Origin of the sequence: Lentzea flaviverrucosa, assembly GCF_003350445.1 — a bacterium.
GTDB classification, from domain to species: Bacteria; Actinomycetota; Actinomycetes; order Mycobacteriales; family Pseudonocardiaceae; genus Lentzea; species Lentzea californiensis.
In genome coordinates, this window is sequence record NZ_QQAU01000018.1 from 64,640 (window position 1) to 77,015 (window position 12,376).

The 12,376-nt window shown below is 69.0% G+C and carries 15 protein-coding genes; 5 read left to right on the plus strand and 10 right to left on the minus strand.

Annotation, left to right across the window (positions count from 1 at the left end):
* Positions 1 to 19: 19 nt before the first annotated feature.
* The 3 genes from DFR72_RS39255 to DFR72_RS39265 all read left to right on the plus strand — a co-directional run bounded on the left by DFR72_RS39255 (position 20) and on the right by DFR72_RS39265 (position 2,714).
* A complete protein-coding gene (locus DFR72_RS39255; RefSeq protein WP_090072267.1) occupies positions 20 to 718 on the plus strand; it encodes a CPBP family intramembrane glutamic endopeptidase in 699 nt (232 codons plus the stop codon).
* Positions 719 to 865: 147 nt separating this feature from the next.
* Positions 866 to 2,053: an arginine deiminase gene (locus DFR72_RS39260; RefSeq protein ID WP_170176618.1), complete on the plus strand. Its 1,188-nt coding sequence runs from the start codon at positions 866 to 868 to the stop codon at positions 2,051 to 2,053.
* Between the two features lie 100 nt (positions 2,054 to 2,153).
* The gene (locus DFR72_RS39265) at positions 2,154 to 2,714 is read left to right on the plus strand and encodes a ferritin (protein WP_090072114.1); all 561 of its coding nucleotides are present in this window, start codon (positions 2,154 to 2,156) and stop codon (positions 2,712 to 2,714) included.
* A gap of 69 nt (positions 2,715 to 2,783) precedes the next feature.
* Here DFR72_RS39265 and DFR72_RS39270 read toward each other — a convergent pair whose 3' ends face one another.
* The 9 genes from DFR72_RS39270 to DFR72_RS39310 form a co-directional block, all read right to left on the minus strand.
* Complete coding sequence (locus DFR72_RS39270; protein ID WP_090072113.1) at positions 2,784 to 3,917, minus strand: RNA polymerase sigma factor; 1,134 nt, start codon at positions 3,915 to 3,917, stop codon at positions 2,784 to 2,786.
* 2 nt (positions 3,918 to 3,919) lie between these two features.
* Positions 3,920 to 4,327: a YciI family protein gene (locus DFR72_RS39275; protein WP_090072112.1), complete on the minus strand. Its 408-nt coding sequence runs from the start codon at positions 4,325 to 4,327 to the stop codon at positions 3,920 to 3,922.
* 104 nt (positions 4,328 to 4,431) lie between these two features.
* Positions 4,432 to 5,013 (minus strand): hypothetical protein, encoded by a 582-nt coding sequence (locus tag DFR72_RS39280; RefSeq protein ID WP_090072111.1) that lies wholly within the window; start codon positions 5,011 to 5,013, stop codon positions 4,432 to 4,434.
* Between the two features lie 90 nt (positions 5,014 to 5,103).
* On the minus strand, positions 5,104 to 5,727 hold the full coding sequence (locus DFR72_RS39285; RefSeq protein ID WP_143086975.1) for a hypothetical protein: 624 nt from the start codon (positions 5,725 to 5,727) through the stop codon (positions 5,104 to 5,106).
* Positions 5,728 to 5,891: 164 nt separating this feature from the next.
* Entirely contained in the window at positions 5,892 to 6,701 is an 810-nt protein-coding gene (locus DFR72_RS39290; protein ID WP_090072108.1) for a hypothetical protein, read from the minus strand.
* 3 nt (positions 6,702 to 6,704) lie between these two features.
* Positions 6,705 to 7,238: a SigE family RNA polymerase sigma factor gene (locus tag DFR72_RS39295; RefSeq protein WP_425459938.1), complete on the minus strand. Its 534-nt coding sequence runs from the start codon at positions 7,236 to 7,238 to the stop codon at positions 6,705 to 6,707.
* A gap of 129 nt (positions 7,239 to 7,367) precedes the next feature.
* On the minus strand, positions 7,368 to 7,703 hold the full coding sequence (locus tag DFR72_RS39300) for a DUF952 domain-containing protein (protein WP_090072107.1): 336 nt from the start codon (positions 7,701 to 7,703) through the stop codon (positions 7,368 to 7,370).
* A gap of 38 nt (positions 7,704 to 7,741) precedes the next feature.
* The gene (locus tag DFR72_RS39305) at positions 7,742 to 8,677 is read right to left on the minus strand and encodes a DUF5926 family protein (RefSeq protein ID WP_090072106.1); all 936 of its coding nucleotides are present in this window, start codon (positions 8,675 to 8,677) and stop codon (positions 7,742 to 7,744) included.
* Between the two features lie 27 nt (positions 8,678 to 8,704).
* The gene (locus tag DFR72_RS39310; RefSeq protein WP_090072105.1) at positions 8,705 to 9,445 is read right to left on the minus strand and encodes a glycerophosphodiester phosphodiesterase; all 741 of its coding nucleotides are present in this window, start codon (positions 9,443 to 9,445) and stop codon (positions 8,705 to 8,707) included.
* A gap of 89 nt (positions 9,446 to 9,534) precedes the next feature.
* Here DFR72_RS39310 and DFR72_RS39315 point away from each other — a divergent pair, with 89 nt between their 5' ends.
* Together DFR72_RS39315 and DFR72_RS39320 are read left to right on the plus strand one after the other, a co-directional pair.
* Complete coding sequence (locus tag DFR72_RS39315) at positions 9,535 to 10,719, plus strand: cytochrome P450 (protein WP_090072104.1); 1,185 nt, start codon at positions 9,535 to 9,537, stop codon at positions 10,717 to 10,719.
* Positions 10,716 to 11,366, plus strand: coding sequence for a hypothetical protein (locus DFR72_RS39320; RefSeq protein ID WP_090072102.1), 651 nt, complete (start codon positions 10,716 to 10,718; stop codon positions 11,364 to 11,366). The genes DFR72_RS39315 and DFR72_RS39320 overlap by 4 nt, the downstream gene beginning before the upstream one ends.
* Here DFR72_RS39320 and DFR72_RS39325 read toward each other — a convergent pair.
* Complete coding sequence (locus DFR72_RS39325) at positions 11,363 to 12,370, minus strand: glycerophosphodiester phosphodiesterase (protein ID WP_090072101.1); 1,008 nt, start codon at positions 12,368 to 12,370, stop codon at positions 11,363 to 11,365. The two genes, DFR72_RS39320 and DFR72_RS39325, sit on opposite strands and share 4 nt — an antisense overlap.
* Positions 12,371 to 12,376 lie beyond the last annotated feature (6 nt).

The window sequence follows — 12,376 nt, forward strand, 5'->3', positions numbered from 1 at the left end:
ACTGCTGATCGTCTTCAGCATGACGCTCGGGCTGTCCGGCCTGCGCAGCCTCGTGCGGCTGATCGACAGCCTGCTGCAGCCGACACCGCTCAACCAGCAGTCCGTCGCGATCAACGTCCCGCAGGCGCGCGCCGACCTGCTGGACCTCGTGGCGCAGCTACTGGGCGTGCTGCAACTCGCCGCGTGGGGCGGCATCGGGCTCTACCTGTTGTGGCGCACGGGGATCAAGCTGCGCGTCATCGGGCTCGACGGCACCCGCAAGCTCGCCGACTCGCTGGGCGCGCTGGGGCTAGCCGCGATCATCGGCATCCCCGGGCTGGCGTTCTACTTCGCCGCCTGGGCGCTCGGGCTGAACCTCGCCGTGCAGCCGTCCACCCTGGACAACCAGTGGTGGATGAGTCTGGCGCTGGTCCTCGCCGCCGCCGGCAACGCGTGGGCGGAGGAGGTGCTCGTGGTCGGGTACCTGATCACGCGGCTGCAGCAGCTGGGCTGGCGGCAGTACACGGCGTTGTTCGCGGCGGCCGTGCTGCGCGGCTCGTACCACCTCTACCAGGGCTTCGGCGGGTTCGTCGGCAACCTGGTCATGGGCCTGGTCTTCGGCTTCTACTGGCAGCGGACCAAGCGGTTGTGGCCGCTGGTGATCGCCCACACGATCCTCGACGTGGTCGCCTTCGTGGGCTACACAATGTTGCGCGGCAAAGTCAGCTGGTTGCCCTAACGATCAGATGATCGAATCTGTTTTCACGCCACATTCGTTGCGTTTTCTTGCTCACAAGCGGCGATTTGTGCTGTTCAAGGTTACGCTCGATCGGTGACCGCGCACACGATCGCTGAGACCGAAGCACTCCCGGACGCCGCACCCCGTGTGGACAGCGAGGTCGGCCCCTTGCGCACGGTGCTGCTGCACCGGCCGGGCAACGAGCTCAAGAGGCTCACCCCGCGCAACAACGACCAGCTGCTGTTCGACGGCGTGCCGTGGGTCGGCAGGGCCCAGGAGGAGCACGACGCGTTCGCCGCGACGCTGACCTCCAAGGGCGTCGAGGTCCTGCTGCTGGCCGACGTGCTGGTGCAGGCACTGGAGGACAACCGCGCGCGCATCGCGGGCGTCCACAGCGCGGTCAACGAGCGCCGCCTGGGCATCGACCTGGCCGACGCGCTGCGCAGCCACCTCACGTCGCTCGACGCGCCGACGCTCGCGCAGGTGCTGATGACCGGCATGACGTTCGAGGAACTGCCGGCCGCCGAGGGCGCGTCGCTGGTGCGCAAGATGCACCTGCCGATCGACTTCGCCGTCGACCCGCTGCCGAACCTGCTCTTCACCCGCGACTCGTCGGTGTGGGTCGGCGACCGCGTGGCCATCACGTCGCTCGCGCTGCCCGCCCGTGACCGCGAGACGACGCTGACCGACCTGATCTACGCCTACCACCCGCGGTTCCGCCGCACGGGCCGTGCGTACGGCGCGCACTCGGCACCACTGGAGGGCGGCGACGTGCTGCTGCTGGCCCCTGGTGTGATCGCCATCGGCGTCGGCGAGCGGACCACCCCGGCGGGCGCCGAGTCGTTCGCCCGCTCCGCTCTCGCGGACGGCCTCGCGCACACGGTGCTGGCGGTGCCGATCGCGCAGGAACGGGCCACGATGCACCTCGACACCGTCTGCACGATGGTCGACCGCGACGCCGTGGTGATGTACCCGGCGATCAGCGACTCGCTCACCGCCTTCCCCCTGCGCTCCGACGGCAACGGCGGCGTGCGGGTGGACGGCCCGGTGCCGTTCCTGGAGGCGGCGGCCGAGGCGATGGGCATCGAACGGCTGCGGGTGATCGACACCGGCCTCGACGTCGTCACCGCCGAGCGCGAGCAGTGGGACGACGGCAACAACACCCTCGCCGTGGCTCCCGGTCTCGTCGTGGCGTACGAGCGCAACGTCGAGACGAACGCGCGCTTGGAGGACGCGGGCGTCGAAGTGCTGCGGATCGCCGGCTCCGAACTGGGCTCCGGTCGCGGCGGTCCCCGTTGCATGTCGTGCCCCATCGACCGCGCACCATTGGTCTGAATGATTAGGAACGCCTAACCTTTGTTTGGATTACCTTTCCAAACAAAGGTTAGCTTTTCCTCGAATGCAAGTCGCCACGTTTTGGGTTAACGTACTCCTCATGGCCTCGAACGTGAAGAAATTCCTGTCCGGGAAGTCGGACTTCCACGAGCTGCTGCGGGCTCAGGTCGGCAACGAGTTCTCCGCTTCGCAGCAGTACATCGCGCTCGCCGTGTGGTTCGACAACGAGGACCTGCCGCGCCTCGCGTCGCACTTCTACAAGCAGGCCCTCGAAGAGCGCAACCACGCCATGATGATCGTGCAGTTCCTGATGGACAACGACATCGCGGTCGCGGTTCCCGGCGTCGAGACGCCGATCAACGAGTTCAAGTCCCCGCGTGAGCTCGTCGCCCTGGCCCTGAGCCAGGAGCAGCAGGTCACCGACCAGATCATCGCGCTCGCGAAGGCCGCTCGCGAGGAGAGCGACTACATCGGCGAGCAGTTCATGCAGTGGTTCCTGAAGGAGCAGGTCGAGGAGGTGTCCTCGATGAAGACGCTGCTCACGATCATGGACCGCGCCGATGGCAACATGTTCTACGTGGAGACGTTCCTCACCCGCGAAAGCGTCGGCGACGAGGGCGGCGACTCCGGCGCCCCGACCGCCGCCGGCGGCAAGATCTGAGTTTCTCCGCACGCTTGAGTGCCTGATCACAAAAGGACCGCCTGACCCGTTTCGGGGCAGGCGGTCCTTTCAGTTGTTGAGCCGGGCGGCCTGACGGGTGAGGTGTTCCCGTTCGGCGAGGTTCGACGCTTTTCCGGCGGCCTCGGCATAGAGTTTCGCGGCCGTTCGCCGGTCGCCGTCGCGCTCGTGGAGATAAGCCGCCACGGCCGAGTAGCGGGGCAGCGCGTCGTCCAGTTCCGCCAACGCCTTCAGCCCGGCCCGCGGTCCGTCCGCCTCGCCCACGGCCACCGCCCGGTTCAGCCGGACGACGGGACTGTTCGTGAGCGCGAGCAGTTCGTCGTACCACTCGACGATCTGCACCCAGTCGGTCTCCTCGGCCACGGGCGCGGCCGCGTGCAGTGCCGCGATGGCCGCCTGCGCCTGGAACTCCCCCAGCCGGTCCTGTGCGAGCGCCGCCTGCAGGACCTCGATGCCCTCGGCGATCAGCGTGGTGTCCCACCGGTCGCGGTCCTGCTCGGCGAGCGGCACCAGGCTGCCGCCCGCCGTGGTCCGGGAGGCGCGGCGGGCGTGGTGCAGGAGCATGAGCGCGAGCAGGCCCGCGACCTCCGGGTGGTCGATCACCGCCGCGAGCTGCCGGGTGAGCCTGATGGCCTCGGCGGCCAGGTCGACGTCACCGGAGTAGCCCTCGTTGAAGACCAGGTAGAGCACGCGCAGCACGGTGGCGACGTCGCCGGGCCGGTCGAACCGCACGTCGCCGACCGTCTTCTTGGCCCGGCTGATGCGCTGGGCCATAGTGGCCTCGGGCACCAGGTAGGCCTGCGCGATCTGGCGGGTGGTGAGCCCGCCGACGGCCCGGAGCGTGAGCGCGACGGCCGACGACGGCGTGAGCGACGGATGCGCGCACAGGAAGTAGAGCTGCAACGTGTCGTCGGTGTCCGGCGCGAGCCCCTGCTCCGGTTCGGCGTCGACGACGTCCTCACGCCGGCGCCGCGCCGTCTCCGCCCTCGTGGCGTCGAGGAACCTGCGCCAGGCCACCGTGACCAGCCAGCCCAACGGGTCCCGCGGCGGATCCTCCGGCCACACGCGGACGGCCTCGACCAGCGCGTCCTGCACGGCGTCCTCGGCCGCCGCGAAATCAGCTCCGCGGCGGACGAGGATGCCGAGCACGGCCGGAGTGAGGCTCCTGAGCAGTGCCTCGTCCACGGTTACTCCGTGATCGTCGGCGCGTGGCCGTAGAACGGGCGGATCTCCAGCCACTCGTGGATCGGCTTGCCGTCCTTGCCGGGTGCCGCCGACAACTCCGCCGCCAGTTCGAGCGCACGCTCGTAGCTGTCGGTGTCGATGATCATCCAACCGGCGATGAGGTCCTTCGTCTCCGCGAACGGCCCGTCGGTGACCGGCGGCCGTCCCTCACCGTCGTAGCGGACCCAGGTGCCCTCCTGAGCGAGCGCCTGTCCGTCCACGAACTCGCCGGTGCCCCTGAGCCTGTCCGCGAAGTCGTTCATGTACTTGACGTGCGCGGAGATCTCGTCCTGCGTCCACTGGTCCATGGGGACGTCGTTGATCGGGGCAGGAGCGCCGCGGTAGTGCTTGAGCAGCAGGTACTTGGCCATCTCGGGTCGTCTCCCTCGGTGCGGTCGCGACCATCCTGGCCGCTGTCACCGGGGAGACGGAGCCGAAACGCGGATCTCGACATCGCGGGCCGAGATCTTCTCGCCTAGTTGTTGTGGCAGTCCTGGCCCTTGTTCATCAGGTAGGCGCCGGTGAGCTTGCCCTCGCGCACGCCGAACAGGAAGTAGGCGTTCGGGTTGTTGTCGGCCTCGGCCCGGTAGGAGTAGTTCGGCCCCGCCGGCACCAGGTTGGTGTACTCGGCCTTGAGCGTCTCCTCCGTGGCGCCCACACCGACGCCGTCAGCGGACATGCCGGCGCTGAAGCCCATGGATGCCACACCCTTCGCTTTGGAGATCCACGTTCTCTCACCGGTACCGGTGATGTCGTGGAGCGTGCACTTGTCCCCGCTCAGGGCAGGACCGATCAGTTTGGTGTTCAGCGCGTCCTGCAGCGACATGCCGAGCTTGAGGTCGCCGTAGCCGAACGAGCCGATCACCGGCTTGGCCGGCGGCGCCACCGGCTTGGTCACGGTCTCGGTGACGACCTGGGTGACCACCGAGTTCGACGGCGTGGCGGTGGCGCTGGACGGTGTGGTCGTGGCGGTGTTGTCCGGTGCCGGCGGTGTGGACGTGCACGCGGCCAGGCCGAGAGCGGCGGCGATCGTGACGATGCTGAGCGAGCGGTTCATCTTTCTTCCCCCAGGAAGCGTTGTTGTGTCGAGTGCTGGGTGCTGTGCCCGCCCCACCCCCAGCGGGGCGGGCACAGCGGTTCGGTGAGTTCAGAGATCGGCCATCGAGCAGTTGACGACTCCCGCGACGAGCTTGACGCGCTGGATCTTGTCCGCGTCTCCGAACCGGGCGAGGTCGAAGCTGCCGATGAAGTGGTAGTACGCGTTGTCCGCGACCTTGGCCGACCAGCCGGAGCGGTACTCGGAGGCGCTCGGGTAGGCCCGCTGCACCTCCCCGAAGGTCGAACCGACACCGATGCCCTTGGACGTCCTGGCGTCCGCGGGCAGCGTGATCCGCTCGACGCCGTTCGCCTTGGAGATCGCGACGTGCCTGTCCACGACGCAGTTGTCACCGACGGCCTTGTCCCAGGTCAGGTCGGTCAGACCGGCGGCACGCGCCTCCTCCAGCGACATGCCCAGCTTGAGACCGCCGTAGCCGAGCCGGTTGTCCACCTTCGCGATGGCCTGCGGCGGCGCGGTCACCGTCGCGGTGACGACCTCCGTGACCACTTGGACGGGCGGCGGCGCGATCGAAGACGTGGACGTGGACGTGGACGTGGTGGGAATCGGCGTGACGGGAGCGGAATTCTGTTCCGGCGTCGGCGCGGAGGTGCACGCGGCAATTCCGGCAGCGGCGATCGCGGTGACGAATGCGGCCTTGATCGAGTTCTTCATCTTGGTTTCCCCCATGTTTGTCGAGACAACCGTAAGACGTCACCTCCACAACGAGGTTGCGCAGGTCAGAGTCACGAAGAAGTCACGACGGAATGGGCGCACAAGCGCACGCCGAAGTCCCGCTGCACCATCAGGAGCAGCGGGAACTCAGCAATGCACCATTATCAGACGGACGCGCAGTCGTTCGCATTCAGGCGCAGGAAAACGGCCGTCACCGTGGCGCCGTCAGTCTCGAACACATATGTCCACGGAGGCGTTGCGGACATTGGTGCGAGCACAGTGGAACCGCTTTGCGTGGAATTCTTGTAGGCGGCTTTCACGTCGGAGACCGCCGAACCCGCGCCGACTCCCTTGGGGGTCTTGGCGTAGCTCGGCATGGTGATCCGCACGATTCCCTTGGCCGGCGAGACGACCACGGCGTCGGCGTTGGGCACCGACTTCGTCGCGTAGGCCTTGCACCTGCCGTCCGGATCGGCGGGGGTGCTGGGTTCGACCAGCGAACCCGTCGCCAGCGCGTCGGCCTCGGACATTCCCAGCGCGAGCGTTCCGTACCTGCCCGCCTGCGACTCCGGTGTGGGTGGTGACGACGACGGTGTCGAGTTCGACCTGCTCGTGCCACCGGGGTTGGGCTTGCCGGTGTTGCCGCCGGTCGAGTTCGGTGACTGCCCCACCGTCACGGTCTCGGTCGAGATGACCGTGCTGACCGAAGGTGGCGGCGTGGACGTCGTGGGGGCCGAGGTGGACGTCGTCAGGAGCGCACCGACCGTGCTGTCCGGCGACGGCGCGCCGAGCCGGCTCAGCCCGATCCCGGCACCGACCAGTGTCACCAGGGCGAAGGTTCCGGCCATGGCGGTGCGCCGCCTTCTGCGCCGGTCCGCGCCGCGGAGCACGTCTTCGGTGGAGACCGGCGCGGAGTGGACGTCCAGCCGATCGTCGCTGAAGAGCCTGCGCAGATCATCGTCTAGATCACCCACCGGTCAGTCCTTTCCCAGGCGTGTTCGAAGACTCGCCATCGCCTTGCTGCTCTGGCTCTTCACCGTGCCGCACGAGATTCCGAGCGCGTGGGCGATCTCGGCCTCGGAGAGGTTCTCGTAGTAGCGCAGCACGACGACCGCTCGCTGCCGAGGGGGCAACGAGCGCAGTGCTTGCCAGAGCGGTTCGTTTTCGAGCCGGCTCAACTCGGGAGCCACGGCTCCACTGTCCGGGATGTCGGCCACGAGGTTCTCGCGGCGGCGCCGGCGCCAGATGCTGATGTGCGTGTTGGCCATGGCCCGGCGGACGTACGCGAGCGGGTCGTCGCCCTTGCGCTGCACGGCGACCCAGCGTGAACCGACCTTCTCCAGCACTGACTGCACCAGGTCCGCGGAGTCGTGCGGGTTTCCGGTCAGTGCGTGGCCGTAACGCAGAAGTCCCGGCATCGAGATGCGCACGAACTCAGCGAAGTCCCCCACGGCTTCCGCTCTTCCCCCGCCGTGTTCGACGGCTGATCCCAGCTGCAACACCGCCGTCACGGCACGCCCCCTCCCCCGAAGCAAACTGGCTCGGGGTGTTCACGCGTGGGTCCGCGAAGCGGTTGCCGCCACTTTAATCACGGAAAGGCAACGGCCGCAGGCAGTTCCGTCATTTCCGGTACCGGGCCGTCACGGAGCGGCGACAGCCTCCGGGAGGATGAACGAACCGTCGGGCTCGCACGGGAAGTCGTGCACCTCGGCCACCGCCGCGACCGGGATCTGGCCGTACACGTGCGGGAACCACAGCGGCGAGTCCGCCACGGCCTCCCACCGCACCGGCACGTCCAGCAGCTTCGGATCGACGACGAGCAGCAACAGCCCGCTCTGCCCGTGGAAGAACTTGCCGGCCGTCACGTGCACGACTCCCCGATCGGAGCAGTGCACGAAGTCCTCGCCTGCGGGCGCGATCGAGCCGGCCGACTGGGCGGCTGCCCAGTCGGCCTTCGAGATGATGTGCAGCAGCACTTATCCACAGCTCCTTGTGGACAACCCTGTGGACAGGGTCAGCGAAGCGTGATCTGACGGCCGCGCAGGCCGTCGCGGGCGCGGCGTTCGGCGTCGGACAGCGGCTCGTCGGAGGCGAGGGCCTCCAGCAGGCGCTTGCCCAGTGCCTCGGCGGGCTCGGCCCACTCGCGGGCGTGCATCTCGCGGTCGAGGTCCCAGACCGGCACGAGCAGGCCGTGCGCGCGGAACGAACCGGCGTAGCGCGAGCCCTCGCCGAGGTCGAGCTCACCGCGGGCGGCCAGCCTGGCCATCGCGGGCACCAGCTTCTCCTCGGGCTCCGGGCGGACCCAGCGCAGGTGCGCCTTGTCGCCCGCGTCGACCCAGTAGGCGGCCTTCACGCCGGGGGCGTCGAGGCGCTCGGTCGGCAGGATCGCGGCGTTCGCGCGCTCCAGGGACAGCGCCACCTCACCGGTCGGCTCGGTGCCCTCCGGCATCCACCACACGAAGTCGGTGTGCAGCACGGGGGTGATGTCCGCGCCGGTGTCGAGCAGGTCCTGCAGCCGGGCGGGGTTCTCGCCGGCGTCCGGGCCCACGACCGGCAGCACGTCACCGGTCTTCGCCTGCTGCGCCCACTGCACCGCGCGCGCCAGGTCGCGGCTGATGTCGCCGGACCGCGTCTGCACCTGCAGGCCCACGAACGGCACGTCGTCGCCGCGGATCAGACCGGCGGCGGCCATCGGCAGCACGGTGGCGAGCGTGACCTCGCGCCCGTCCTTGACCGGCAGCTTCACGATCGCGGACGGCACGAACTCGCGCAGGGCGATCAGCTCGCACTCGGCGGCCAGGCCCTCGAACGGCCGGGACACGATCACGTCCGTCGCGCCGCCGGGCGCGCCGTGGCAGGCCTTGTAGCGCTTGCCGGACCCGCACGGGCAGGGCTGCTTCGGGTTGATGCCGTCCTTCGGTGCGTCCTTGACCGCGGTCCGCTTGGCCACCTTGGCCCTCCTCGTGCTCAGGCTTGTCTAGGTGGCCAAATTAGCCGTCAGCAGGCGGCGGGTGTTCGCCGGGGCATTGGTCGCGAGGTAGCGGACCCCCAGGTCACGGCACAGCGCGACGTCCTCGGCGCCGTCCACCGTCCACACGTAGGTCTCGTGACCGGCGCGCCGCGCCCGATCCACGTAGCCGGGGTCGTTGCGCAGCAGGTGCACGCCGGGCCCGGTGTAGTCGGCGAACGACGGCAGCGCACCGCTGCGGTACCGGCCCAGGCGGTCCAGGAGCAGCACGGTGCGGATGTCCGGAGCATGGTCGCGGAACGCCTTCACCGCCGTCGGCGAGAACGACATCATGACGATCTGCGAGCTCAGCCCGTGCCTCTTCAACGCCTCGGCGAGCTTGCGTTCGACCTCGTTGCGGTACCGGACCGGGTGCTTGGTCTCGACGAAGAGCTGCACGTTCGTGTCCTTGACCAGCTCCAGCAGCTCGTCGAGCACCAGCAGCCCGGCCGGTTGACCGTGGCGGTGCCAGCTGCCGTAGTCGAACGTCTTCAGCTCCTCGACCGTGAGCGCGCTGACCGTGCCACGGCCGTTCGACGTGCGGGCGAGCGTGCGGTCGTGCACACACACGAGCTCGCCGTCCTTCGACAACCGGATGTCGCACTCAAGGCCGTCAGCACCCTCTTCGAGCGCGAGCTCGTAGGCGCCGATGGTGTGCTCGGGACGGTCTGTGGACGCGCCGCGGTGCGCGACGATCGCAGGCTGCTGCACACCCCGAACGATAGTTCCTCGACAACAATTTGAGTCATCAATCAAATCGGCGTGGACGAAACACGGATCGCGACCTACCGTCCCGCCTTGTGACGTTCGACCAGCGTGATCCCGAGTTCATCGCCGACCCGTACCCGGCCTTCGCAGCCCTGCGCGAAGCCGGTGAGGTCCATCACCACGAAAAGCTGGGCGTCGCTGTCGCCGTCTCGCACGCCGCCTGCTCCGCGGTCCTGCGGCACCGCTCGCTCGGCCGGATCTGGTCGGACGTGAAGCCGGTCGAGCAGTTCATGGCCTTCAACCTGCTGCACCGCAACTCGCTGCTGGAGAACGAGCCGCCCACGCACACCCGCCTGCGCCGCCTGGTCGCCGCCGCGTTCGGCCGCGGCCACGTCGAGCGCCTGCGCCCGTGGGTCGCCGACCTGGCCGACAAGCTCGTCGACGAACTCGTCGTCAAGATCAAGGACCAGGGCCACGCCGACCTGCTCGCCCACGTCGCCGCGCCGCTGCCGGTAGAGGTGATCGCCGAACTGCTCGGCGTGCCGGGTGAGGACCGCTACCTGCTCCAGCCGTGGTCGAACGCCATCGTGAAGATGTACGAGTACGGCCTGCCCGTCGAGCAGCAGGACGCCGCGGAACGCGCCGCCACCGAGTTCGTCGCCTACCTGCGCGAGCTGATCGCGTTGCGCCGCGTCTCCCCCGGCAACGACCTCGTGTCCGACCTCGTCGCCGTCACCGACACCGACGGCGCAAGGCTCACCGAGGACGAACTCGTCGCCACCGCGGTGCTCCTGTTGATGGCGGGCCACGAGGCCACGGTCAACGTCATCGGCAACGGCGTCTACGCCCTGATGAAGCACCGTTCGCAGTGGGAACGCCTCTCCCCAGAGCTGTTGCCCACGGCAGTGGAGGAGCTCATCCGCTACGACTCGCCGTTGCAGCTCTTCGAACGCACCGCCACCGAACGCGTCGAGATCGCCGGTCACGTCATCGAACCCGGCGAGAAGATCGCCGCCCTGCTCGGCGCCGCCGCCCGCGACCCGCTGGTCTTCGAGAACCCGGACGTCCTCGACATCGGCCGCGAGAAGAACCAGCACCTCGGCTTCGGCATGGGCATCCACTACTGCCTGGGCGCGCCGCTGGCCCGCATCGAGGTGGAGGCGGCGCTGTCGTCGTTGCACCGCAAGCTGCCCGGCGCGGTGCTGGCCGAGGAACCCGGCCGGCGCGCGGAGTTCGTGATCCGCGGCCTGCACTCGCTGCCGCTCAGCGCTGAGTGAGCGACGAGGCGGAGTGGCTGCGTCGTGCCGACGCCGCGCTGGAGATCCGCATCAGGACGTCGCTGGGTGACGAGTCGCGAGCGGCGGCCCGCGCGCTGCACGAGCTGACCAGGGAACGCGACTGGGAGGTGCGTGAGGCGCAGCGGCGTGCACGCCAGGAGTGGGACGAGAACGGGCCCAAGGAGCCGCAGGTGTGGTTCGGGCGCTGGCAGCGCTGGTTCGCCTGGGACATGGCACGAACCGAGATCGTGCGGAAAGCCGAAGCAGCCGCGAGTCAGCAGTACCGCGCGACCTACCTGCAGGATCACGGACGGGACTTCGACGAGCTGGTCCGCGCCGCGAGGGAGAAGGCCGAACGGCTGGCGCGGGAACGGGCCGCGGAGATCTCCGCGGCGGAGCGCGAGATCATCGCGGTGGTCAGAGCCCTCAACCGCCAGTTGCGCTGGGCTCCCGAACGGATCGTCCGCCGGCTGGGACTGGACTCGGCAACCGTCAGGTCCACGCTGGGCCTGCCCCAGCTACCGCGCCACTCCCACCGCCCGAGTGGCGGTGGAGGCGGCGTCTTCAGGGGCGTCGACTTCAGCGACACCGGTGACGGTGACAGCGGCGGTGACGGCGGCGGTGACGGCGGAGGCGGCGGGGACTAGCCGCGGTACTTGCGCGGGAGCTTGAAACCTTTCTCCTGCATGACCTTCCGCAGCCGGTCCGGGTAGTCGGTGATGATCCCGTCCACCCCGTCGTCGATCAGCTTGCCCATGGTCGCGGGATCGTTGGTCGTCCACGGGATCACCTTGAGCCCCTGCCGATGCGCGTCCCGCACCAGTGCCTTCGTCGTGAACGGCACGTAGTCCGGGTCGCCGACCTTGCCGCCCTGCGGGTTGCCGTGCACCGGCGAAAGCGCTGCCGCGCCGAAGCTCCTCGCCATCTTCGCGACGCTGCCACCGAAGTCGGCGAGCTCGAGGCCGCCCGTCCAGGGTGAACCCGGCCGCAGCATCTCCGGCTGCGTCAGCGCCACCAGCGGGATGCGCGGCTCGACCTCGCGCAACCGCATCAGGGTGCCCCAGTCGAAGGACTGGACGGTGATGTTGCGCTGGAAGCCCGAGCGGCGGATCTCGTGGACGGCGCGTTGCACGAACTGCTCTCGTGGCGCGGTCTCGTGCGGCGCCGCGGCCTCGACCTTGGTCTCGATGTTGAAGCGGATGCCCCACGCGCGGTGCTCGCGGGCGAGGTCGAAGAGCTCGGCCAGGGTGGGCATGCGGGCGCCCGGCGAGAGTTCCTGGTCCGGGTACTGCGACCACCTCGTGCTGCCGCAGTCGAGCGTGCGCACCTGGGCGAACGTCAGGTCCTTCACGTACTTGCCGGCGTAGGGGAACTCGGGGTCGCCGGGGAACGCGGGCGCGGTGTCGAGGCACTTCGCCGGGTTCGTCCTGCGGTCGTGGGTGATGACCTCACGGCCGTCCCTGGTGATCTGCAGGTCGAGCTCCAGGGTCGTCACGCCGAGTTCGAGCGCCTTGCCGAACGCCTTGAGCGTGCTCTCGACGGTCAGGCCGATGCCGCCGCGGTGCGCCTGGAGGTCGAAGTCCCGGTGGTGTGCCTGGGCGGCGCCTGGTGTGAGCAGTGCGATCACCAGAGCACCGATGAGTGTCCGCATTCCCCC

Bases quoted from the DNA above. Each gene is read 5' to 3' on its own strand.
- DFR72_RS39285 (WP_143086975.1), bottom strand. From the start codon at position 5,727: ATGAAGAACTCGATCAAGGCCGCATTCGTCACCGCGATCGCCGCTGCC.
- DFR72_RS39280 (WP_090072111.1), bottom strand. From the start codon at position 5,013: ATGAACCGCTCGCTCAGCATCGTCACGATCGCCGCCGCTCTCGGCCTG.
- DFR72_RS39255 (WP_090072267.1), top strand. From the start codon at position 20: ATGACGCTCGGGCTGTCCGGCCTGCGCAGCCTCGTGCGGCTGATCGAC.
- DFR72_RS39275 (WP_090072112.1), bottom strand. From the start codon at position 4,327: ATGGCCAAGTACCTGCTGCTCAAGCACTACCGCGGCGCTCCTGCCCCG.
- DFR72_RS39265 (WP_090072114.1), top strand. From the start codon at position 2,154: ATGGCCTCGAACGTGAAGAAATTCCTGTCCGGGAAGTCGGACTTCCAC.
- DFR72_RS39325 (WP_090072101.1), bottom strand. From the start codon at position 12,370: ATGCGGACACTCATCGGTGCTCTGGTGATCGCACTGCTCACACCAGGC.